At 72.5% G+C, this 20,936-nt stretch carries 20 protein-coding genes, 1 tRNA gene and 2 pseudogenes; 8 read left to right on the forward strand and 15 right to left on the reverse strand.

All coding sequences use genetic code 11. From position 1 onward, the window contains the following. Positions 1 to 146 precede the first annotated feature (146 nt). The 4 genes and pseudogenes from DRB89_RS11400 (at position 147) to DRB89_RS11415 (ending at position 6,076) form a co-directional block, all read left to right on the forward strand. Positions 147 to 1,700, forward strand: a complete 1,554-nt coding sequence (locus tag DRB89_RS11400; protein ID WP_239516768.1) for a HAMP domain-containing sensor histidine kinase — start codon at positions 147 to 149, stop codon at positions 1,698 to 1,700. A gap of 25 nt (positions 1,701 to 1,725) precedes the next feature. Then, positions 1,726 to 2,991, forward strand: coding sequence for a glycosyltransferase (locus tag DRB89_RS11405; RefSeq protein WP_112446738.1), 1,266 nt, complete (start codon positions 1,726 to 1,728; stop codon positions 2,989 to 2,991). After that, positions 2,991 to 5,225: a glycosyltransferase family 39 protein gene (locus DRB89_RS11410; RefSeq protein WP_112446737.1), complete on the forward strand. Its 2,235-nt coding sequence runs from the start codon at positions 2,991 to 2,993 to the stop codon at positions 5,223 to 5,225. The genes DRB89_RS11405 and DRB89_RS11410 overlap by 1 nt, the downstream gene beginning before the upstream one ends. A 192-nt stretch (positions 5,226 to 5,417) precedes the next feature. Beyond that, positions 5,418 to 6,076 (forward strand): annotated as a pseudogene (locus DRB89_RS11415) (TetR/AcrR family transcriptional regulator). 52 nt (positions 6,077 to 6,128) lie between these two features. Here the strand turns inward: DRB89_RS11415 and DRB89_RS11420 are convergent. Next, positions 6,129 to 7,691, reverse strand: a pseudogene (locus DRB89_RS11420) (MDR family MFS transporter); the annotation flags it as partial. Between the two features lie 14 nt (positions 7,692 to 7,705). Beyond that, positions 7,706 to 8,146, reverse strand: a complete 441-nt coding sequence (locus DRB89_RS11425) for a MarR family winged helix-turn-helix transcriptional regulator (RefSeq protein ID WP_204357629.1) — start codon at positions 8,144 to 8,146, stop codon at positions 7,706 to 7,708. Positions 8,147 to 8,268: 122 nt separating this feature from the next. On the opposite strand from DRB89_RS11425, the gene DRB89_RS11430 reads away from it, so the two are divergent. Beyond that, positions 8,269 to 8,508, forward strand: a complete 240-nt coding sequence (locus DRB89_RS11430) for a hypothetical protein (RefSeq protein WP_112446734.1) — start codon at positions 8,269 to 8,271, stop codon at positions 8,506 to 8,508. Positions 8,509 to 8,576: 68 nt separating this feature from the next. Here the strand turns inward: DRB89_RS11430 and DRB89_RS42805 are convergent, their stop codons facing one another. From DRB89_RS42805 to DRB89_RS11475, 10 genes are all read right to left on the reverse strand, one after another. Continuing rightward, positions 8,577 to 9,323 (reverse strand): hypothetical protein, encoded by a 747-nt coding sequence (locus tag DRB89_RS42805; RefSeq protein ID WP_162688538.1) that lies wholly within the window; start codon positions 9,321 to 9,323, stop codon positions 8,577 to 8,579. Between the two features lie 76 nt (positions 9,324 to 9,399). Beyond that, positions 9,400 to 10,254 (reverse strand): RNA polymerase sigma factor SigF, encoded by an 855-nt coding sequence (locus DRB89_RS11445; RefSeq protein WP_112446731.1) that lies wholly within the window; start codon positions 10,252 to 10,254, stop codon positions 9,400 to 9,402. 245 nt (positions 10,255 to 10,499) lie between these two features. Beyond that, a complete protein-coding gene (locus DRB89_RS11450) occupies positions 10,500 to 11,387 on the reverse strand; it encodes an RNA polymerase sigma factor SigF (RefSeq protein WP_112453188.1) in 888 nt (295 codons plus the stop codon). 432 nt (positions 11,388 to 11,819) lie between these two features. Continuing rightward, complete coding sequence (locus DRB89_RS43695) at positions 11,820 to 11,981, reverse strand: hypothetical protein (protein WP_204357628.1); 162 nt, start codon at positions 11,979 to 11,981, stop codon at positions 11,820 to 11,822. 414 nt (positions 11,982 to 12,395) lie between these two features. Further along, positions 12,396 to 12,686: a hypothetical protein gene (locus DRB89_RS11455; RefSeq protein ID WP_112446730.1), complete on the reverse strand. Its 291-nt coding sequence runs from the start codon at positions 12,684 to 12,686 to the stop codon at positions 12,396 to 12,398. A 218-nt stretch (positions 12,687 to 12,904) separates the two neighbouring features. Further along, a tRNA-Ser gene (locus DRB89_RS11460) sits at positions 12,905 to 12,991 on the reverse strand. Positions 12,992 to 13,058: 67 nt separating this feature from the next. Then, positions 13,059 to 13,487, reverse strand: coding sequence for a tRNA adenosine(34) deaminase TadA (gene tadA / locus DRB89_RS11465; protein WP_239516769.1), 429 nt, complete (start codon positions 13,485 to 13,487; stop codon positions 13,059 to 13,061). An 86-nt stretch (positions 13,488 to 13,573) separates the two neighbouring features. Continuing rightward, the gene (locus DRB89_RS11470; RefSeq protein ID WP_112446728.1) at positions 13,574 to 14,143 is read right to left on the reverse strand and encodes a hypothetical protein; all 570 of its coding nucleotides are present in this window, start codon (positions 14,141 to 14,143) and stop codon (positions 13,574 to 13,576) included. Between the two features lie 217 nt (positions 14,144 to 14,360). After that, positions 14,361 to 14,534, reverse strand: a complete 174-nt coding sequence (locus tag DRB89_RS43700) for a hypothetical protein (RefSeq protein WP_204357627.1) — start codon at positions 14,532 to 14,534, stop codon at positions 14,361 to 14,363. Positions 14,535 to 14,646: 112 nt separating this feature from the next. Continuing rightward, positions 14,647 to 15,588: a universal stress protein gene (locus DRB89_RS11475; RefSeq protein WP_239516093.1), complete on the reverse strand. Its 942-nt coding sequence runs from the start codon at positions 15,586 to 15,588 to the stop codon at positions 14,647 to 14,649. 225 nt (positions 15,589 to 15,813) lie between these two features. Here DRB89_RS11475 and upp point away from each other — a divergent pair, with 225 nt between their 5' ends. Beyond that, positions 15,814 to 16,449: a uracil phosphoribosyltransferase gene (gene upp, locus DRB89_RS11480; RefSeq protein ID WP_112446727.1), complete on the forward strand. Its 636-nt coding sequence runs from the start codon at positions 15,814 to 15,816 to the stop codon at positions 16,447 to 16,449. A 123-nt stretch (positions 16,450 to 16,572) separates the two neighbouring features. On the opposite strand, the gene DRB89_RS11485 is transcribed toward upp, so the two are convergent. Together DRB89_RS11485 and DRB89_RS11490 are read right to left on the reverse strand one after the other, a co-directional pair. After that, the gene (locus tag DRB89_RS11485; RefSeq protein WP_112446726.1) at positions 16,573 to 17,226 is read right to left on the reverse strand and encodes a LytR C-terminal domain-containing protein; all 654 of its coding nucleotides are present in this window, start codon (positions 17,224 to 17,226) and stop codon (positions 16,573 to 16,575) included. 232 nt (positions 17,227 to 17,458) lie between these two features. Continuing rightward, positions 17,459 to 17,755, reverse strand: a complete 297-nt coding sequence (locus tag DRB89_RS11490) for a type II toxin-antitoxin system VapB family antitoxin (protein ID WP_112446725.1) — start codon at positions 17,753 to 17,755, stop codon at positions 17,459 to 17,461. Between the two features lie 88 nt (positions 17,756 to 17,843). Between DRB89_RS11490 and DRB89_RS11495 the strand changes: the two genes are divergently transcribed. Together DRB89_RS11495 and opcA are read left to right on the forward strand one after the other, a co-directional pair. Then, on the forward strand, positions 17,844 to 19,424 hold the full coding sequence (locus tag DRB89_RS11495) for a helicase HerA-like domain-containing protein (protein ID WP_112446724.1): 1,581 nt from the start codon (positions 17,844 to 17,846) through the stop codon (positions 19,422 to 19,424). Between the two features lie 70 nt (positions 19,425 to 19,494). Beyond that, complete coding sequence (opcA, locus tag DRB89_RS11500) at positions 19,495 to 20,430, forward strand: glucose-6-phosphate dehydrogenase assembly protein OpcA (RefSeq protein ID WP_112446723.1); 936 nt, start codon at positions 19,495 to 19,497, stop codon at positions 20,428 to 20,430. Here the strand turns inward: opcA and DRB89_RS11505 are convergent. Beyond that, entirely contained in the window at positions 20,376 to 20,852 is a 477-nt protein-coding gene (locus DRB89_RS11505; RefSeq protein WP_112446722.1) for a cupin domain-containing protein, read from the reverse strand. The genes opcA and DRB89_RS11505 overlap by 55 nt on opposite strands. Between the last annotated feature and the right edge of the window lie 84 nt (positions 20,853 to 20,936).

The following is a 20,936-nucleotide window of genomic DNA, read 5'->3' on the forward strand; positions in this document are numbered from 1 at the left end:
CCGCGGAGGATCCGTCCTCCCCGTCCTCCCCGTCCTCCCCGTCCTTCCCGCGCTCCCCGTTCCTGCGGCGCCGTCCGCGCAGGCCGGGGCGCCCCGCGCGCCCGGGCGGCCCCCGGCGCCCCCGCCGCAGCCGGCGGCCCTGGTCCCTGCGCACCCGGCTGGTCGTCTCGGCGGTGGTCCTGATCGCCGTCGTGGGCGCGGCCATCAGCACCGTCACCACCCTCGCCCTGCGCTCGTACCTGGTCGACAAGGTCGACGAACAGCTGCGCGTCTCCGTCGAGATGGCGAGCCGCCCCAACCTGGGCAAGTCCGCCCGGGAGAACAACCTCGGCGTCGTCATGGGCCCCGGGTCCCCGCTGGGGGCCACCGGGGTCCGCCTCGACGCCTCGGGGAAGGTCATCGACAGCGTCCGCAGCGAGCGGAGCGCGGCCATCGGCGGTTCCGGCTCCGGCTCCGGCGGCCACCCGCCCCTCACCCCGGAGCAGGCCTCGGTCCTCGCCGGGGCCGCCCGCAAGGCCGCCAACGGCCGTCCCGGCCGTCCCGGCGGTCCGGTCGAGCTGAACCTGCCCGGACTCGGCGGCTACCGGGTGCTGACCGCGCCCGACGGAAGCATCGTCCTCGGCTTCCCGCTCACCGAGGTCGACTCCACCGTGCACACCCTGATCGCGGTGGAGGTCTGCGTCACCCTCGCCGGGCTGATCGCGGCCTCCCTCGCCGGACAGGCCCTGGTCGGAGTCGCCCTGCGCCCGCTGCGGAGGGTCGCCGCCACCGCCACCCGGGTCTCCGAGCTCCCCCTGCACAGCGGCGAGCCCGCCCTGCACGAGCGGGTCCCCGACGCGGAGGCGGACCCCCGCACCGAGGTCGGGCAGGTCGGCGCCGCCATCAACCGGATGCTGGGCCACGTCTCCTCGGCCCTGACCGCACGCCAGCAGAGCGAGACCCGCGTCCGGCAGTTCGTCGCCGACGCCAGCCACGAGCTGCGCACCCCGCTGGCCTCGATCCGCGGCTACGCCGAACTGACCCGCCGGGGCCGGGAAGAGCCGGGCCCCGACACCCGGCACGCGCTGGGCCGGATCGAGTCCGAAGCCACCCGGATGACCGGCCTGGTGGAGGACCTGCTGCTGCTCGCACGGCTCGACGCGGGCCGCCCGCTGTCCACCGAGGACACCGATCTGGCCCCGCTCGTCGTGGACGCGGTCAGCGACGCCCGGGTCGCCGGCCCCGAGCACCACTGGCGCCTGGAGCTTCCCGACGAGCCCGCGCCCGTCCACGCCGACGCGGCCCGCATCCAGCAGGTCCTGGTCAACCTGCTGGCCAACGCCCGGACCCACACCCCGCCCGGCACGACCGTCACGGCTCGTGTTTCACGTGAAACATCCGCCGTCCGGCTCCGGATCGAGGACGACGGCCCCGGGATCCCGCCCGCGCTGCTGCCCCACGTCTTCGAGCGGTTCGCCCGGGGCGACGCCTCCCGCTCCCGGTCGGCCGGCTCCACCGGCCTCGGCCTGGCCATCGTCCAGGCCGTGGTCTGGGCCCACGGCGGCCGCGTCGACGTCCACAGCACCCCGGGCCACACCTCCTTCGAGGTCCGCCTCCCCGCCGCCCCGGCCCCGGCCCCGGCCCTGATCAAGGCCCCGGCCCCATTCGTCCCGGGCCGCCCGGACTCACAGACAGGGCACAGGGTCAGCACACAGCGGTGACAGCCCCGGCCGGGAGGGTCGGAGCATGCCAACCGACACCTCTCCCGGAGCCCTCCCGGTGCGCGCGCCCCTCGCGCCCGTACCGGGTGAGCCCGTCCTCGACGTGGTGATCCCGGTCTTCAACGAGGAGACGGACCTCGGTCCCTGCGTGCGCAGGCTGCACGAGCACCTCACCCGGACCTTCCCGTACCCCTTCCGCATCACCATCGCCGACAACGCGAGCACCGACCGCACCCCCGAGGTCGCGGCCGACCTCGCCGCCTCCGTCGCCGGTGTGCGCAGCACCCGGCTGGAGGAGAAGGGCCGCGGCCGGGCCCTGCGCACCGTGTGGGGGGACTCCGAGGCGCCCGTGCTCGCGTACATGGACGTGGACCTCTCCACCGATCTCAACGCGCTGCTGCCGCTGGTGGCCCCGCTGATCTCCGGCCACTCCGACCTCGCCATCGGCACCCGCCTCGCCCGGTCCTCCCGCGTGGTCCGCGGAGCGAAGCGGGAGTTCATCTCCCGCGCCTACAACCTGCTCCTGCGCTCCTCGCTGTCGGCCCGGTTCAGCGACGCCCAGTGCGGTTTCAAGGCCATCCGCCGCGAGGTCGCGACCCGGCTGCTGCCGCTCGTGGAGGACTCCGGCTGGTTCTTCGACACCGAACTGCTCGTCCTCGCCGAGCGGGCCGGACTGCGGATCCACGAGGTGCCGGTGGACTGGGTGGACGACCCCGACTCCACCGTCCACATCGCCCGCACCGCCGCCGAGGACCTCAAGGGGGTCTGGCGGGTGGGGCGGGCGCTGGCCGTCGGCGCGCTCCCCCTCGACCGGCTCGCCCGCCCCTTCGGCGACGACCCGCGCGACCGCACCGCCCTGCCCGGGGTCCCGCGCGGACTCGCCCGCCAGCTCCTGGGCTTCTGCGTGGTCGGCGCCCTGTCCACGCTCCTCTACCTGCTGCTCTACTCCGCGGCCCGGACCGCCGCCGGGCCCCAGCTCGCCAACGCCGCCGCGCTGCTGTTCTCCGCCGTCGCCAACACCGCCGCCAACCGTCGGCTCACCTTCGGCGTCCGCGGCCGCGAGCGCGCCGCGCGCCACCAGGCCCAGGGGCTCGTGGTGTTCGGCATCGGGCTCGCCCTGACCAGCGGATCGCTGGCCGCGCTCGCGGCCGCGGGCGGCCGGCCGGCGCACGGCACCGAACTGGCCGTCCTGGTCACCGCCAACCTCGCCGCCACCGTGCTGCGGTTCCTGCTCTTCCGCGCCTGGGTCTTTCCCGAACGGCGCGCCACTCCCGCGAAGGACCACTCCTGATGACCACGGCAGCACTGCCGCTCCACCCGCCGGCCCCGCCCACCCCGTCCGCCCGGGCAGTCCGGGCGCACGCCGCCCGGCCCCGGTGGGAGCGCCCCGCCTTCGCCGGGCTGCTGTTCGCCACGGCCGCCCTGCTGCTGTGGGACCTGGGCTCCTCCGGCTACGCCAACTCCTTCTACTCCGCGGCCGTCCAGGCGGGCAGCGAGAGCTGGAAGGCCTTCTTCTTCGGCTCCTCCGACGCGGGCAACTCCATCACCGTCGACAAGCCCCCGGCCGCCCTGTGGCCGATGATGCTGTCCGTCCGGCTCTTCGGGCTCGGCTCCTGGCAGATCCTCGTGCCCCAGGCGCTGATGGGGGTCGCCACGGCCGCCGTCCTCTACGCCGCCGTCCGCCGCCAGTTCGGGCCGGCGGCCGCCCTGATCAGCGGCGCGGTCTTCGCGCTCACGCCCGTCGCCGCGCTGATGTTCCGCTTCAACAACCCCGACGCGCTGCTGACCCTGCTGATGACGGTCACCGTGTACTGCGTGCTCCGGGCCCTCGACGGCGCGCGCACCAAGTGGCTGGTGTGGGCCGGGGTCGCGGTCGGCTTCGCCTTCCTGACCAAGACCCTGCAGGCCTTCGTCATCCTGCCGCCGTTGGCCGTGCTGTACGCCGTCTGCGCGCCGACCCGGCTGCGCCGGCGCCTCGGGCAGCTGCTGCTCGCCACGCTCGCGATGGTGGCGGCCGGCGGCTGGTGGGTGGCGATCGTCGAACTGTGGCCCGCCGCCTCCCGCCCGTACATCGGCGGCTCGCAGACGAACTCCTTCCTGGAGCTGACCCTCGGCTACAACGGACTCGGCCGGATCAACGGCGAGGAGACCGGCAGCGTAGGCGGCGGCGCCCGAACGGCCCTCGAAGGCGGCGCGGCCGGCACGGGCGGACCCGGTGGTGGCGGCGGTGGCGGTGGCGGGATGAGCTGGGGCGAGACCGGCATCGACCGGATGTTCTCGTCCAACATCGGCGGCCAGATCTCCTGGTTGCTGCCCGCCGCCCTGATCCTGCTCGTCGCCGGGCTCGCGGTCACCTGGCGGGCCCGCCGGACCACCGACTCCCTGGAGGGCATGGCCCGCGCGGCCTTCCTCGCCTGGGGCGGCTCCCTGCTGATCACCGGACTCGTCTTCAGCTACATGCAGGGCATCTTCCACGAGTACTACACCGTCGCCCTGGCCCCGTTCGTGGCCGCGCTCGTCGGCATGGGCATCGCCGTCCTGTGGGAGGAGCGGGGCAGCCGGGCGGCCTCCCTCACCCTGGCCGGCACCCTCGTGATCACGTCGTACTGGGCGTTCGTGCTGCTCGGCCGCTCCGCCGGGTACGTGCCGTGGTTGCGCTGGGGGCTGCTCGCCGCCGGACTCGGAAGCGCACTCCTGCTGCCGTTCGCGGCGCGGCTGGGCCGCCGCGGCGCACTCGGCGTGGCGGCAGTCGGCTTGGCCGCGGCCCTGGCCGGACCCCTCGCGTACTGCCTGACCACGATGACCACCCCGCACACCGGGTCGATCGTCACGGCCGGTCCCGCGGTCGCGGGCGGCCGCGGCGGCCCGGGCGGCGCCGGGATGCGCGTCTTCGAGATGCCGGGCGGTGGCGCACCGCAGGGCACGCCCCAGGGCGGTGGCCAGGTACCGGGTGGGCAGGCCCCCGGCGGCCAGGCCCCCGACGGCAACCAGCCCGGTACCGGCCAGCCCGGCGGCAACCAGCCCGGCGACGGCGGCCGGACGGCCCGGACCGGCGGCGGCCCCGGCGGCACGGGCGGGGGCATGGGCGGCGGCATGGGCGGCCTGCTCGGCGGGACGAAGACGAGCGCCGAGGCCACGGCCGCGCTGCGGGCCGGCGCCGGCGCGTACACCTGGGCCGCGGCCGCCGTCGGCTCGCAGAACGCGGCGAGCTACCAGCTGGCCTCGGGCGAACCGGTGATGGCGATCGGCGGCTTCAACGGCAGCGACCCCTCGCCGACGTTGGAGCAGTTCAAGGCGTACGTGGAGTCCGGGAAGATCCACTACTTCATCGGCCAGGGCAGCGCGGCAGCCGGCGGCGCGCAGGAAGGCACCGGCGAGGCCGCGACCGCGGCCCGGGGCGGCGGTGGACCCGGCGGCGGCACCAGCAGTGCCATCGAGACCTGGGTCAAGGCCAACTTCACGGCGTCCACGGTCGGCGGAGCCACCTTCTACGACCTGACGGCGCCCGCCACCGCGACGTCCTGAACACCCCGCCACCCGTCGGACCCCGCCGGGGCACGGCCCCCGCGCTTCACCGACGCCGCGCCGAACACACCCCCTGGTGCTGTGGCCGGGAAGGTTTGCCGACCCGGTGGACCTTTCCGGTCACAGCACTAGCATCAAGGGGGGCGGACCGGGCATTTCGGGCCGATCCCGTGTCGTGAGGAGGGTGCCTCCATGGTGACCGCGGCCGATCCCGGCAAGGCCCGGACCAGTGTCTGGCCCGCCGCACGGCCCGCCGCACGGCCCGCCGCCCCGCCAGGCGGCGCGGTGAGGCCCCCTCCGGGCTCGACCGGGAGCGGATCACCGCCGAGGTGGTGCGGCTGCTCGACGCCGAGGGACTGGCCCGGTTCTCCATGCGGCGGCTCGCCGCCGGGCTCGGGGTCACCGCGATGTCCCTCTACTGGTACGTGGACACCAAGCACGATCTGCTCGAGCTCGCCCTGGACAGCGCCCAGGGCGAGCTCGTCCGGCTTCTCCGGCTTCTCCGGCTTCCCGGGGCGCCGGGAGAGGGCCGGCCGGGCCGGCTCCGCGTTCTGGCCCGCGGCTACCGGGGGCTGGTGGTGGAGCACCCGTGGGTGGCTCCGCTCACCGCCGCGCATCCGAACATCGGCCCGCACGCCCGGGACTTCGACGCCGCCCTGCAGCGGCTGCTGGACGCCACCGGCCTGCCGGACGCCGCGCGGACCGGTGCCCATCTGGCCGTCTCGCAGTTCCTGCACGGCTGCGGCGGCACGGTCCGGCGGCCGCCCGACGGGGAGTTCTGCCTGGCGCTCGACGTCCTGATCGCGGGCATCGAGGCACACGTCCGGCCCGCCGCGCCCGCAGCCCCGTAAGGCCGCGGGCGGGGGGTCACTCGGTCGCGGTCGGGGCGTGGGCCGCCGGCTTCGACTTCAGGGCGACCTCCTTGATGAACACCACCAGCACGAGCGCGAGGAGCGCGGTGGGGGCGGCGTAGAGGAAGACGTCGCCGACGCCGTGCCCGTACGCGGACTCGACGACCGTGCGGAACGGCGCGGGCAGCTTGTCGAGGTCGGGGATCCCGCCCCCGGCGGTGCCGCCGTGCCCCATCGCCGCGGCCTTCGGGCCGAGGGCCGCGAGCCCGTCCTGGACGTAGTGGGTGACCCGGTTGGCCATGACCGCGCCGAGGGCGGAGACGCCCATCGCGCCGCCGAGGGAGCGGAAGAAGGTGACGACCGAGCTGGCGGCGCCCAGGTCCTCGGGAGCCACCTGGTTCTGGGCGGCGAGGACGAGGTTCTGCATCATCATGCCGAGGCCGAGGCCGGTCAGCACCATGAAGACCGCGATGTGCCAGTACTCGGTGTCGTACCGCAGGGTCCCCAGCAGGCCGAGGCCGGCCGTCAGGAGCACGCCGCCGGAGACGAGCCAGGCCTTCCACTTGCCGGTCTTGGTGATCACCTGACCGGAAACGGTGGAGGAGACGAACAGCCCGCCGATCATCGGAATCGTGAGGATCCCGGACATCGTGGGGGACTCGCCACGGGCCAACTGGAAGAACTGGCTGAAAAAGACGGTCCCCGAGAACATCGCGATGCCGACGAAGAGCGAGGCTGCCGAAGCCAGGCTGATGGTCTTGTTGCGGAAGAGGCGCAGCGGAATGATCGGGTCGCTCGCCCGGGACTCGACGAGGACGAAGAGCAGGCCGAGGGCGACCGCGCCGCCCGTCATCGCCCAGGTCTGCCAGGAGATCCACGCGTAGGAGCTGCCGGCCTGGGTCACCCAGATCAGCAGCAGCGAGACGGCCGCGCTGATCAGCGAGGCACCGAGCCAGTCGACCTTGACCTCGCGCCGGACGACGGGCAGGTGCAGGGTCCGCTGGAGCACGACCAGCGCGATGACCGCGAACGGGACGCCGACGTAGAAGCACCAACGCCAGCCCAGCCAGCTGGTGTCGGTGATGACCCCGCCGAGCAGCGGGCCGCCGACGGTGGCGACGGCGAAGACCGCGCCGAGGTAGCCGCTGTACCGGCCGCGCTCGCGCGGGGAGATCATGGCGGCCATCACGATCTGGGCGAGGGCGGAGAGGCCGCCGACGCCGATGCCCTGGACCACGCGGCAGGCGATGAGCATCCCGGTGTTCTGGGACATGCCCGCGACCATCGAGCCGAGGACGTAGATCACCAGGGATATCTGGACGAGCAGCTTCTTGCTGAAGAGGTCGGAGAGCTTGCCCCACAGCGGGGTCGTCGCCGTCATCGAGAGCAGTGCCGCGGTGACCACCCAGGTGTAGGAGGACTGGGTGCCGCCGAGGTCGCCGATGATCTGGGGCAGGGCGTTGGAGACGATCGTGGAGGACAGGATCGCCACGAACATGCCGAGCATGAGCCCGGAGAGCGCCTTCATGATCTGCGGGTGGGTCATGGGAGTGCTGTCGGACGTGGCCTCCGACCGGCCGCCTCCCCGCACACCGGTGGGTGTGGTCGTAGCCATGTGTTTCCTTCGGTCTAGCTGTCTGGAAGCGTGAAGCTCGATCGGAGTCGGGCCAGCAGGATGTTGAGGTGGTCGATGTCCGTGTCGGACCAGTCGGGCAGGGCCTTCTCCAGTGCGCTGGTGTGGCGGGTGGCGAGCTCGGTGAGGAGCGCGCGGCCGGCCGGGGTGACGCGCAGGATCCGGCAGCGGGCGTCGACGGGGTCGGTGTCGCGGGTGATCCAGCCGCGGTCGGCGGTGTGCGCGACGTGCCGGCTGGTCACGGAGATGTCGATGGCCAGGTACTCGGAGAGGCGGCCGAGCCGCATCTCGCCGTGCCGGTCGAGCACGGTGAGGACGGCCGCCGGGCCGGGCGGGCAGTCGGCGGGCAGGGTGCGGGCGAGGTCGCGCCGGACGGCGCCGATGCCGGTCAGCTGGCGGGCCAGCTCCGCGTAGCGCGTGGCGGGTGACGTGGTCATGCGGCTGCCTCCCCTCCAAATCTCGTTGCTTCGGGCAACCATAGAATCAGATGGTTGTTACAGGCAAATGAATTGGGGACCTGGGCGGTAAAGGAATCGGAAAACCGGCTAGGGTCCTGCGCATGGCTGCGAATCACAACTCGAACCACAACTCACCGGCCCCCGAGGGCGACTACGACCCCGCGGGCAGCACCCAGATGTTCCGGGCGTTCGTCGACGAGCCGGTTCCGGCGCCGACGGTGCCGGGCTCGCGGATGCAGAACCGCGCCGCGCGCAAGTCCGGACCGGGCGCGGGCCTGTGGATCGGCGTCGGCATCGCCGCGGTGGTCCTGATCGCCGTGGTGGCCTGGCTCGCACTCTGAGGCAGGGCTCGCACTCTGAGGCCGGGCTCGCGCTCTGAGGCCGGGCTCGCGTCCGGGGCGCCCGGGCGTCAGCTCCAGGCGGCCGTGACCTTGCGGGTCTCGATGTGCATGCCCAGGGGGACGCGCCAGGACTCGACGCAGACCCGATAGGTCTGCGTCTTCGTCGTGCTGCCCGCGATCGGGGCGGGCAGTGGCTGGGTCGTGGTGATGGTGGCCCAGTCGACACCGAGGGCGCCGATGATGTGCGTCGCGAAGCTGACCGTGCCCGAACGGGCCGCGGTGGTGCCCGTGTTGGTGAACGACACCGTGACCTGCTCGCACCAGCGCTCCGCCGCCGCGCTGCGGACGGGCGCGCCGACGCCCAGCTTCGCAGGCGTGGCCGCGGCCGGTGTCGTACCCGGCTTCGCGGACGACCCGCCCCCGGCGCCGGGGGCGGTGCCCGGGCTGCCGGGAGACCTCGTACCGGGCGCGGCCCCGGGGTTGCCGGGGGTGGTGGCCGCGCCCCCGCCCGGGGCGGAGCCGCCGGGGGGCCGGGCCCCCGGGGCGCCGGGCGGCGTACCGGCGGAAGGGCCGGACGTGTCGGAAGAGGCGGACGTGTCGGAAGAGGCGGAGGAGCCGCCCGCGGCCGACGGCAGGGGCTGGAACTCGATCCCGCCCTTCGGTGCCACGTTCGCCCCGGCCCCCCGCTCGGCACCGGGGCCCACGGCGCCCACCGCGACGTAGCCCTCGCGCGCCGGGCCGCCGCAGCCGGTCAGGGCGGCGGCGGCCGTGGCGCACAGGGCGATCAGGGCGGCTGACTGGGATGCCTTTCGCATCCCGGCAGTTTTCCTGACGCTGCGTCAATTGGGAAGCCGGTGCGGCGGATTGCCGCAGCGAGCAGCGGGCAGCGGGCTATTCGCCGATCAGGCCGACGCGGAGCTGCGCGAGCGTGCGCGTGAGCAGCCGGGAGACGTGCATCTGGGAGATGCCGACCTCCTCGCCGATCTGCGACTGCGTCATGTTCGCGAAGAACCGCAGCATGATGATCTGGCGCTCCCGGGGCGGGAGTTTGGCCAGCAGGGGCTTGAGCGACTCGCGGTACTCGACGCCCTCCAGCGCGGTGTCCTCGTACCCGAGGCGGTCCGCGAGCGAGCCCTCGCCGCCCTCGTCCTCGGGAGAGGGCGAGTCGAGCGAGGAGGCCGTGTAGGCGTTGCCCACGGCGAGGCCGTCGACGACGTCCTCCTCCGAGACCCCGAGCACGGCGGCGAGCTCCGGCACGGTCGGCGAGCGGTCGAGCTTCTGGGCGAGCTCGTCGCTGGCCTTGGTGAGGGCCAGGCGCAGCTCCTGGAGCCGGCGCGGGACGCGCACGGACCAGGAGGTGTCCCTAAAGAATCGTTTGATCTCGCCCACGACCGTCGGCATCGCGAAGGTCGGGAACTCCACGCCGCGTTCGCAGTCGAACCGGTCGATGGCCTTGATCAGGCCGATCGTGCCGACCTGGACGATGTCCTCCATCGGCTCGTTGCGGCTGCGGAAGCGCGCTGCCGCGTACCGCACGAGCGGGAGGTTCAGCTCGATCAGGGTGTCGCGTACGTACGTGCGTTCCGGGCTGTCCGCTTCGAGCGCGGCAAGTCGGTGGAAGAGGGAGCGGGAGAGGGTGCGGGTGTCGATCCGGGTGTCGATGGCTTCCGAGCGGTGGGACACTGCCGGCATTTCACGCTGCTTGACGAGCGTGAGCACCTTGGAGCTGCCCTGGTCTACGGACATGCCACCCCCTTGAGGTCGCGGACGGTCGCGCTTCTCTGCGCGCCCGTCGGAGGAACGCAGCCTCCACCTGAATACCGGAGGCGGGGCTGCGGCAAACGCGGTTCCAGCAGAATGTCACATGTCGGCAACACGCTGTAGCGCCATGTCGACATGTATCTCCAGCGACAGAACACGATAGGCCTGCTCTAGGGCGGGAAACTGCCGGTCTGTCAGGAAACGCGTAGAACGATCTCCACCCGATCCGGTTAAGCCTCGATCCTGTTTGCGGATCGCAGCCGGGCGAAGCTCCGGGCGAGCAGCCGCGAGACGTGCATCTGGGAGACGCCGAGCTCGGCGCTGATCTGCGACTGCGTCAGATTGTTGTAGTACCGCAGGAGGAGGATCCGCTGCTCGCGTTCGGGCAGCTGTACGAGGAGGTGGCGTACGAGGTCGCGGTGCTCGACCCCGGCCAGCTCGGGGTCCTCGTAGCCGAGGCGGTCGAGCAGCCCCGGGAGCCCGTCGCCCTCCTGGGCGGCCTCCAGTGAGGTCGCGTGGTAGCTGCGGCCGGCCTCGATGCAGGAGAGCACCTCGTCCTCGCCGATGCGCAGCCGCTCGGCGATCTCGGGGGTGGTCGGGTTGCGGCCGTGCAGGGTGGTGAGGTCCTCGGTGGCGGCGTTGACCTGGACCCACAGCTCGTGGAGGCGGCGCGGGACGTGGACGGTGCGGACGTTGTCGCGGAAGTACCGCTTGATCTCGCCCACGACCGTGGGCATCGCGAAGGTCGGGAACTGCACCCCGCGCTCGGGGTCGAACCGGTCGATCGCGTTGATCAGCCCGATCGTGCCCACCTGGACGACGTCCTCCATCGGCTCGTTGCGGCTGCGGAAGCGGGCGGCCGCGTACCGGACGAGGGGGAGGTTGGCCTCGATGAGGGCCCCGCGCACCCGGGTGTGTTCGCTGGTGCCCGGTTGCAGGTCCTTCAGCTGCCCGAACAGGACCTGGGTGAGGGCCCGGGTGTCGGCGCCCCGGCTCTGCGGTCTCGGGGCCGCCGGGGGCTCTTCGGGCGCCTCGTGCTGGGGCGGTACGTGGGACTCGGGAGCCTGGGCCTGGGCCTGGGCCTGGGCCTGCGGCTGCGGCTGCTGCGGCTGGGGCAGGGCCTGGACCGAGCTCTGGGCCTGGACCGAGCTCTGGCCCGAGCTCTGTGGCTGGGCCTGCGGTGGGGTCTGGGTCAGCCCGTGGATCGGGCCCTGGGGCGGTGTCTGCAGCGGGGCCGGTGCCGGGGCCTGCGGTGAGCCGTGGCGCGGCTCCTGCGGGTGCTCCTGCTGAGGGTCCTGCTGGGGTGGCACCTGAGGCGCAGTACTGGCCGGCACGGTCACGCCACCCCTTCACGTCACGTCATCGATTCATCCGTCAAAAGCGGTCATAGCATCACAAGACATGTGCACTGTGTGCAAGCACCGTATAACCACGTGTTGAGGGCAAGTTGGGCATATCGGGACATCATGTCCATGCCTGAGAACGCAAAAAGCCCCCCACCCGTCGGAGTGGGGGGCCGGGAAGTCCGGAAACCGCTTCAGCGTACGGGGTCAGCGCACCAGTTCGGTCATGAACTCGCCGATCGCCGTGGCGGCATCCGAGATTCCTTGGAAGCCTATTTGGACCATGTCGGCGGCCTTCACCGGCTGCGTGATGATGATGAAGAGGACGAAGACGACGAGGGCGCCCGAGATCAGCTTCTTGGTTTCCACGTGGGCGTCGGCCTCCCCAACCGGTCCTGCAAGGTCGGTGGAGTCTAACGGGTCGTGTTCGAACCCTCACCTGCCCTTTAAGGACCAATGACCCGGCGGTCCGGGCCTTTTGTCGGTGTGCCGAGCCTTCCGGGGGGCGCAGGATTGAAGACAAGCCCACCGGTTCTGGCAGGAAATCGGTGAGCGAGGGACAGGACCTCACTGCGGGGTCCGAGCCGCAAGCTTCCCCCCTGACTGCGGCTTGGACTGGCAGGTTCCGTCCTCATCGGGGGAAGTGGCTTGTCCCCCCGATGCCACTTCCCCCGTCCCAACCGTCGAAGGTCCCGACTCCGGTCGGGGCCTTCTTCGCGTTGTCCGCCGTCCGTGCCGGGCCGCTCCTGCCCCGGACCCCTCGCTCGGGGTGCCTCGGGCCGCTTACTCCAGGCCGCCGGCCAGGTCCGTGATCGGCTGGACCGGGGCGATCACGGGCGCGAGCTGGTTCGGCAGCTCCATCAGCTGGTTGAGCTGGTTGAGGCCGCCGCCGACCTGCCCGCCGATCTCCTGAACCGAAGACGGCGTGGCACCCTCCGGCATGCCCGGGGCCGCCGTCGGCAGGTCCGGGAGGGTGAGCGGGGCGATGGGGGCGGCGGAGGCGGCGGGAGCCGCGAGGCCCGCGGCGGCCCCCGCGAGGGCGAAGGCGGCGAGCATGCGCTGGGTCTTGGTCATGCCGTGACAACGGCCGAGCGGGCGGGCGGTCACGCGGGTGTCCCCCGGAGGGCAGACAAGGAAGCGCGGTCGCGGCCGCGGAGGTGTGCCGGATCCGGGACAGATCCGGGGCGGATCCGGGGCGCACGAGGGGCGAACAAGGGGCGCCCGACGCCCCGCGAGCCCCGGAGAACGCCGAGAGCCCCCGACCCTTGCGGGGCGGGGGCTCTCGATCAGAGCGGTAGCGGTGGGATTTGAACCCACGGATAGCTTGCACCATCACACGCTTTCGAGGCGTGCTCCTTCGGCCGCTCGGACACGCTACCGAGAGAGAGCTTAGCCCAAGGAGACCCGTGCTCTGAAATCCATACCCTCGGAAGTGGACCGGGGGAGTCAGAGCGCGCGGAAGAAGTCCGTCAGCTGCCGCGCGCACTCCCCCGCGAGCACGCCCGCGATCACCTCCGGCCGGTGGTTGAGCCGGCGGTCGCGCACGAGGTCCCACAGCGAGCCGGCCGCGCCCGCCTTCTCGTCGGACGCCCCGTAGACGACCCGGGCCACCCGCGACTGCACGAGCGCGCCCGCGCACATCACGCACGGCTCCAGGGTCACCACGAGGGTGCACCCCGGGAGCCGCCACTCCCCGAGCGCGGCGGCCGCCCGGCGCAGCGCCAGTACCTCGGCGTGCGCCGTGGGGTCGCCGGTCGCCTCGCGCTCGTTGTGCCCGGTGGCGAGGAGTTTCCCGTCCGGGCCGAGCACGACGGCGCCGACCGGCACGTCGCCGGCCGGCACCGCCCGGGCGGCCTCCTGGAGCGCCAGGCGCATGGAGTCCCGCCACGGGTCCCGTACGGGATCGGGTGCGTGCGTGGTGGTGCCGTGGGGGTGGGGGTGGGGGTGGTGCGCGGAGACCACTACCGCACGCCCTCCAGCACTTCGGTGGCGCCGAGCGAGTCGGCGATCTCCGAGAGCGCGTCCCCGTCGAGGGTCATCAGTTGTTTGTGGCTGACCCCGAGGTCGTCGAGCAGCCTGGGGTCGCCGAGCGGGCCGGAAGGTACCGGTTCGGCGCCGGCGCGGACCTCTTCGTCCGTGTCGTCGTCCTCCCCTTCGTCATCGGGACCGTCGTCCGAGTACGAGGAGACGGCTTCGTCCTCGCCGTCCTCGGTGCCGTCGAGGTCCAACTCGTCGAGTTCGTCGTCCTCGTCGTCCTTGCCGAGCAGCTCGTCGGTCAGCATCGATCCGTACGAGCTGCGTGAGGCGGCGGAGGCGGCGGACACGAAGTAGCGCGGGTCCTCCTCGCCGTCCACGCGGACGACCCCGAACCAGGCGTCCTCCTGTTCGATGAGGGCTACCACCGTGTCGTCGTCGACAGCGGCGGAGCGCGCGAGATCGATCAGATCACTCAGGGACTCGACGTCGTCGAGTTCCAGGTCGCTCGCTTCCCACCCGTCTTCGGTGCGCGCGAGCAGTGCGGCGAAATACACCGTGACTCTCCCACTGGTCATAGGCGTGCCGGTTGGAGGTCCCCCCGGCCGGAGGTGGGTGGGGAGTGGAACGGCCGTCGTGCTCGCCGTTCCGTGCCCCGCCCAATCGGCATCGTGGCAGAAACGGAGGCTTTGCGAGAGGTCTTCCGCGCCGTGGCGCTGGCCGCGCGTGTTGTTCGGGGTTCCGGCGAGGCCCGTCGGGAGCGGCCCGGAGGGCTCACCAGCGGAAGGTGCGCATGCGCATTTGCTGGCGCATGCGGGCCGCTCGGGCCCGTCTGGGCTGGACACGGTCGCGCAGTTCCCGGGCCTCGTTCAGGTCGCGGAGGAACTGCGCGCGCCGGGCTCTGCGCTGTGCCGTCGTCTCCGGTGTCTCGTGGTCGTCATCGGGCATGGGTCACCGCCCCTGGATGGTCCGGTCCGGTCCGCCCCCCGCACCCCACCTTCCCTCGGACCGGCCTTTTGATGCCACCCTCGGTCACGACCAGGTGCTCGTTCGGCGTAATTCAGTCGGATTCCGACAAAGAGGGAACGACGGCCACCGGTCCGTGCGCGTGCTGGAGCACGGCGTTCGCGACCGAGCCCATCATCAGGGACCCGATGTGCCGGCGCGGGTGGTGGCGGCCGACGACGACCAGGGCGGCCGAGTTCGAGGTCGCGACGAGGCGTCCCGCCGCGTCCCCGGGCACGGCGGCCTGCTCGACGGGGACCGAGGGGTACCTGGCGCGGAAGGGCGCCAGCCGCTCCGTCTGGGAGCGCAGCATCTCCCGCTCGGCCGGCACCGCGTTCTCGTCCTCCCCCACCAGCATCTCCGGCGGGATCACCGCGAAGGGGCTGTCGATCACCATCGTCGGCGACGGCGGAATGGCGTACGCCGACACCACCTGGAGGGTCGTGGCCCGCGCGGCGGCCTCCGTGAACGCGAAGTCGAGTACGTCGTCCGGCGTCTCCGAGGCGTGCAGCCCGAGCACCACCCGGCCGGCCGAGGGCTGGGCGGCCACCTCCACGCCGCGGGCCTCGTGGGCGACCACGACCACCGGGCACGCGGCGCTGGTGGCCACGGCGCGGCTGTTCGAGCCGAGCAGCAGCGCGGCGAAGCCGCCCCGGCCGCGCGAGCCCATCACCAGCATCCTGGCGTGCGCCCCCACGCTCCGCAGGGCATCCGGCACGGAGCCCTCCAGGGACTCGTAGCGGACTTCGGAGGGCAGCGGGCCCCGGGCGGCCAGGAGGGCCCGTATCCGCTCGCTGACCGGGTCGGCGAGGTCCTCCGGCTCGCCGGCGTCGTGCAGGGAGGACCGGCGTGCCGCGTAGAGCTGGACGCTGTCGGGCAGCACGTGGGCGACGACCAGCCCGGTGCCGTGCCGCACGGCGGCGGCCCGCGCCCACTCCAGGGCCTTGAGGCTGTGCTCGGATCCGTCGACGGCCGCGATCACCATGGGGTTGGTCATCCGTCAATCGTGGTCGGGGTCCGGCCGGGGCGCATCTCCAGGCCTTGGCGCCCTCGGGCGCGGCTTCGGGCGCGGGCTTCGGGCGCGAAGGGGCGGGCACAGCGCGTAGCCTTTTGGGTGTGGGTCGCGCGGTTGCGACCAATTTTGCAGGTAGCGGGGTCGCAGGTCGCGGGGCCGCAGGCAGCGGGCGCAGGTGGACCCGACAGCTGAGTCTTGGAGGATGTTGTGCGTTTGCAGGTCGTCGATCACCCCTTGGTGGCGCACAAACTCACCACGCTGCGCGACAAGCGCACCGACTCCGCCACGTTCCGGCGCCTCGCCGACGAGCTGGTGACCCTGCTCGCGTACGAGGCCACCCGGGACGTGCGCACGGAGCAGGCCGACATCGTCACCCCGGTCGGCCCGACCACCGGTGTGAAGCTCTCCCACCCGCGCCCGCTGGTCGTACCGATCCTGCGCGCCGGGCTCGGCATGCTCGACGGCATGGTCCGGCTGCTGCCGACCGCCGAGGTGGGCTTCCTGGGCATGGTCCGCAACGAGGAGACCCTGGAGGCCTCCACGTACGCGACGCGCATGCCGGAGGACCTCTCGGGCCGCCAGGTGTACGTGGTGGACCCGATGCTCGCCACCGGCGGCACGCTCGTCGCGGCGATCAAGGAGCTGATCAAGCGCGGCGCGGACGACGTGACCGCGGTGGTGCTGCTGGCCGCGCCCGAGGGCGTCGAGGTCATGGAGCGCGAGCTCGCGGGCACGCCGGTGACGGTGGTGACGGCCGCGGTGGACGAGCGGCTCAACGAGCACGGCTACATCGTGCCGGGGCTGGGCGACGCGGGCGACCGCATGTACGGCTCGGCCGAATAGCCCGGACGACCAGAACGCCCGGGCCCCTTCGCGGGGTCCGGGCGTTCGGTGTTTCCAGGGTCTCAGGCCTCGGGCTCCAGGCCTCAGGCGCTCGGGCGCTCGGGTGATCAGGCGATCAGGCGGTCAGCACTTCTTGGCGGGTGCGGGCTGGGGGTTGGCCAGGGCGGCCAGCGCCTTGTCCGCGTCCGCCTTCGGGGTGAGCTCCTTGAACGCGTCGCCGAGGATCAGGTCGATGTCGGCGCCCTCGCGGGCGTCGGTCTGGTGGGCGGCGCCGGCCAGGTTGGCGCCCAGGACCGAGAAGGCGGCCTTGTCGGTCTTCGGCGAGCCGACCAGTATCCCGGCGTCCGGGACCTTTTTGTCGAAGTCGGCGGGGGCGTTGCCGACCTGGCCGATGACGAAGCCGCGCTTCTTGAGCTCGTCGCCGACGGCCTTCGCGAGACCCGCGCGCGGGGTGGCGTTGTAGACGTTGACCGTGATCTGGCCGGGCTGGGGGAGCGCGACCTGCGGTGCGGCGGACGCGGCCGCGGCCGCGGCGCCCGCCTTGGGGGCGGGGGTGGCGCAGTCCTTGGCGGCGGCAGCCGTGTTGCGTTTGTTCGTGTCTCCGCGGAACACGTCGATGAGCTGCATGGCCCCGTAACCGATCAGGGCGAGCCCGACGATCGATCCGAGCACGATGAGGACGATCCGGCGGCGGCGCCGCGGGCGGGACATGCGGGGGTAAGCCGCTCCCGTGACGCGGTATTTTCCGCCCATGCCAGGGGGTGTGAGCATGCTCATGTGCGCAGCGTAATGCCGACCGCTGCCGATGCCCACTGAATCATCTGTTGATAGGGCAAGGGTGACCCGAAAGGCGCAACCGGGACGCAACCGGCACCCGGAGGGGGCCCTTCAGCGCTGGCGAGAGCAGCGCGAGGACCCGGCGGGGCGGCGCGGCGCCGGTGTGTCGGTGGCGCGTCGTGCGGGTCGTGCGGGTCGGCCCAGGTCGTGCGGGTCAGCCCGTTCGTGCGGGTCAGCCCAGTTCGAGGACGCGCGCGTGCAGGACCTGGCGCTGCTGGAGCGCGGCGCGGACGGCGCGGTGCAGCCCGTCCTCCAGGTAGAGGTCGCCCTGCCACTTCACGACGTGGGCGAAGAGGTCGCCGTAGAAGGTCGAGTCCTCGGCGAGCAGCGTTTCGAGGTCGAGCTGGCCCTTGGTCGTCACCAGCTGGTCGAGCCGGACCGGACGCGGGGCGACATCCGCCCACTGCCGGGTGGTTTCCCTGCCGTGGTCGGGGTACGGCCGCCTATTTCCGATGCGCTTGAAGATCACACGGAAAGCCTACCGGGCAGGGGCCTGCGGGCGCAGCCTTGCGATGACGGTGCAAAGGTGGCGAATAGCGCTATTTCGGGAGTGATAAATGAGCCAGAGCACCGCCCCCGCGTCCCCGGCCGGCCAGATCGCCGCCGGGTACGCCTTCACCGGACCAGCGCTCGATCTGGGGGCCCTGCTCTGGGACGGAGCCTGCCTTCCGGAGCTCCAGATCCGCATTCCGCTGTCGATGCTCAACCGGCACGGACTGGTCGCGGGAGCCACCGGTACGGGCAAGACCAAGACGCTCCAGCTCATCGCCGAACAACTGTCGGCCAACGGCGTTCCGGTGTTCCTGGCGGACATCAAGGGCGACGTCTCGGGCATTTCCGCGCCCGGCGCGGAAAACGAGAAGGTCGCGCAGCGGGCCGCGGACGTGGCCCAGGAGTGGCGGGGCACGGGCTTTCCCAGCGAGTTCTATTCGCTGGGCGGCATCGGCCCCGGGATCCCGCTGCGGTCCACCGTCACGAGTTTCGGGCCCGTCCTGATGTCCAAGGTGCTCCAGCTCAACCAGACGCAGGAGCAGTCCCTGGGGCTGATCTTCCACTACGCCGATGCCAAGGGCCTGGAGCTGATCGACCTCAAGGACCTGCGGGCGGTGGTCGCCTTCCTCGTCTCCGACAAGGGAAAAGCGGAGCTCAAGGGCATCGGCGGACTGTCCACGGTGACCGCCGGGGTGATCCTGCGGGCGCTGACCGCCTTCGAGCAACAGGGCGCGGCGGAATTCTTCGGGGAGCCGGAATTCGACACCAGCGAATTCCTCCGAACGGCGGCGGACGGGCGCGGACTGGTCTCCGTCCTGGAGCTCCCGGCGGTCCAGGACAAACCGCAGCTCTTCTCCACCTTCCTCATGTGGCTGCTGGCCGATCTGTACACCGACCTGCCGGAAGTCGGCGACCTGGAGAAGCCCAAGCTGGTCTTCTTCTTCGACGAGGCGCACCTGCTGTTCAACGGGGCCTCGAAGGCCTTCCTCGAGGCCATCACGCAGACGGTCCGGCTGATCCGGTCCAAGGGCATCGGCGTCTTCTTCGTCACGCAGACCCCGAAGGACGTGCCCGCGGACGTGCTGGCGCAGCTCGGCAACCGGGTGCAGCACGCGCTGCGCGCCTTCACCCCGGACGACGCGAAGGCGCTGAAGGCGACGGTGAAGACCTTCCCGAACTCCGCCTACGACCTGGAGGAGCTGCTGACGCAGCTGGGCACGGGCGAGGCGGTGATCACCGTGCTCAGCGAGAACGGGGCGCCGACCCCGGTGGCGGCGACGAGGCTGCGGGCTCCGCAGTCGCTGATGGGGCCGATCGACGCGGCGGCGCTGGACCAGGCCGTGAAGTCCTCCCTGCTGTACTCGCGCTACGCGGAGCCCGTCGACCGCGAGTCGGCGTACGAGAAGATCAGCGCCGAGCAGGCGGCGGCGGAGGCGGAGGCCGAGGCCGCGGCCGCCGCGGCGGAGGCCGAGAAGCAGGCGAAGGAGGCGGAGAAGGCCGCCCGGAACGCGCCGAAGCCGGACCCCTCCCTGGCGGAGCAGGTGGTGGGCAGCGGGCTGTTCCGCTCCCTGGCCCGCTCGATCGGCACGCAGCTGGGCCGGGAGATCTCCCGGTCGATCTTCGGGACGGCCCGCAGGCGCCGCTGAGCTCCGGCCCGACCGACGTGCCCCGGGGAACCCGTACCGCCGGGGCTGCCGGGGCTGCGAGACTCGGACCATGCGGACCGAACTCACCGATACGACCTCAAGCAAGGTCAACCTGGCCATGCTCGACGCGCGCCGGGCCATAGGGAGCCCCACCATGGGGCTCGTCCTGAACCTCCTCGTGGCCACCGACGAGGAGAACGCCTACGACGCGGTCCGGGCCGCCTCCGAGGCCTCGCGCGAGCACCCCTGCCGGATCATCGCGGTGATCAAGCGGACCGCGCGCGGCTCGCACCGGCTGCGGCCCAACCGCCTGGACGCCGAGCTGCGCGTCGGAGCCGACGCCGGTTCCGGAGAGGTCGTGCTGCTGCGGCTGCACGGGTCGCTCACCGAGCACGCGGGCTCCGTGGTGCTCCCGCTGCTGGTGCCGGACGCCCCGGTGGTGGCGTGGTGGCCGGCCGACGCCCCGGACGCGCCGGGCCGGGATCCGCTGGGCGTCCTCGCGCAGCGGCGGATCACGGACGCCGAGGCGGCCGTCGACCCGGTCGCGGCGCTCGACGTACGGGCCGGCGCCTACGAGCCCGGCGACACCGACCTGGCCTGGACCCGCCTGACGCCCTGGCGGTCCCTGCTCGCCGCCGCCCTGGACCAGAAGCCGCTCCCGGTGACGGGCGCGGCGGTGGAGAGCGAGCCCGGCAACGCGAGCGCCGAGCTGCTGGCCCGCTGGCTGGAGGACCGGCTCGGGGTGGCCGTGGCGCGCGTGGCCACCGAGGGGCCGGTGATCACCGGTGTCCGGCTGGAGACCACGGGCGGGGAGATCCGGGTGGACCGCCCGAACGGGGTCCTGGCCACGCTGCTGCTGCCCGGCAGCCCCGACCGCAAGGTGGCGCTGAAGATCCGCAGCAGCGCGGAGCTCATAGCGGAGGAGCTGCGCAGGCTCGACGCCGACGAGGTCTACGCTTCGGCGCTGCGCTTCAGGCGGCCGGCCCAGGCGTCGCTCTCGGCGTAGTGGTTGTCGTAGACGGGCTGGCTGTCGATGATGTCCTGCACCGTGGCCTCGCCGGCCCGGACGCGGCCGAGCAGCCGGTAGTAGTCGAAGCGGGCCATGCCCGGGGTGAAGCCGACGAAGACCTCGGCCGTGCTGTCCGCGGCCGGGGCGAAGGCGTGCTTCACGCCGGGCGGCACGGCGAGGAAGTCGCCCTTGGCGAGGGTGTGTATCTCCTCGCCCACGAGGACGTCGAGCCGGCCCTCCGTGACGTGGAAGAACTCGGTCGCCTTGGTGTGGAAGTGCACGGGGGCACCGGCAGCGCCGACCTCGAAGGTCGCCGTGTTGCAGGTGAGCTCCGGGGTGTCGGTGAGCAGCGTGATGAGGCTGCCGGGGCCGTCGGTGATGGTCTCGGCGGTGGCGGCGCGGGCCAGGTTCTCGGTCATGATCACGATCCTACGCGCCGGGTCTGACAATGCGCGGGAGCTGAGCGGGAGCACCGCGGGACCAGATCCCGGATCAGTCAATTC

It is taken from the genome of Streptomyces sp. ICC4 (genome assembly GCF_003287915.1).
In the GTDB taxonomy this organism is placed as follows: Bacteria; Actinomycetota; Actinomycetes; order Streptomycetales; family Streptomycetaceae; genus Streptomyces; species Streptomyces tritrimontium.

Excerpts from the sequence above, each read along its gene's own strand:
- DRB89_RS11405 (WP_112446738.1), top strand. The coding sequence starts at position 1,726 with ATGCCAACCGACACCTCTCCCGGAGCCCTCCCGGTGCGCGCGCCCCTC.
- DRB89_RS11410 (WP_112446737.1), top strand. The coding sequence starts at position 2,991 with ATGACCACGGCAGCACTGCCGCTCCACCCGCCGGCCCCGCCCACCCCG.
- DRB89_RS11425 (WP_204357629.1), bottom strand. The coding sequence starts at position 8,146 with ATGACCACGTCACCCGCCACGCGCTACGCGGAGCTGGCCCGCCAGCTG.
- DRB89_RS11430 (WP_112446734.1), top strand. The coding sequence starts at position 8,269 with ATGGCTGCGAATCACAACTCGAACCACAACTCACCGGCCCCCGAGGGC.
- DRB89_RS42805 (WP_162688538.1), bottom strand. The coding sequence starts at position 9,323 with ATGCGAAAGGCATCCCAGTCAGCCGCCCTGATCGCCCTGTGCGCCACG.
- DRB89_RS11445 (WP_112446731.1), bottom strand. The coding sequence starts at position 10,254 with ATGTCCGTAGACCAGGGCAGCTCCAAGGTGCTCACGCTCGTCAAGCAG.
- DRB89_RS11455 (WP_112446730.1), bottom strand. The coding sequence starts at position 12,686 with ATGACCAAGACCCAGCGCATGCTCGCCGCCTTCGCCCTCGCGGGGGCC.
- tadA (WP_239516769.1), bottom strand. The coding sequence starts at position 13,487 with ATGCGCCTGGCGCTCCAGGAGGCCGCCCGGGCGGTGCCGGCCGGCGAC.
- DRB89_RS43700 (WP_204357627.1), bottom strand. The coding sequence starts at position 14,534 with ATGCCCGATGACGACCACGAGACACCGGAGACGACGGCACAGCGCAGA.
- DRB89_RS11475 (WP_239516093.1), bottom strand. The coding sequence starts at position 15,588 with ATGACCAACCCCATGGTGATCGCGGCCGTCGACGGATCCGAGCACAGC.
- DRB89_RS11485 (WP_112446726.1), bottom strand. The coding sequence starts at position 17,226 with ATGAGCATGCTCACACCCCCTGGCATGGGCGGAAAATACCGCGTCACG.
- DRB89_RS11495 (WP_112446724.1), top strand. The coding sequence starts at position 17,844 with ATGAGCCAGAGCACCGCCCCCGCGTCCCCGGCCGGCCAGATCGCCGCC.
- opcA (WP_112446723.1), top strand. The coding sequence starts at position 19,495 with ATGCGGACCGAACTCACCGATACGACCTCAAGCAAGGTCAACCTGGCC.
- DRB89_RS11505 (WP_112446722.1), bottom strand. The coding sequence starts at position 20,852 with ATGACCGAGAACCTGGCCCGCGCCGCCACCGCCGAGACCATCACCGAC.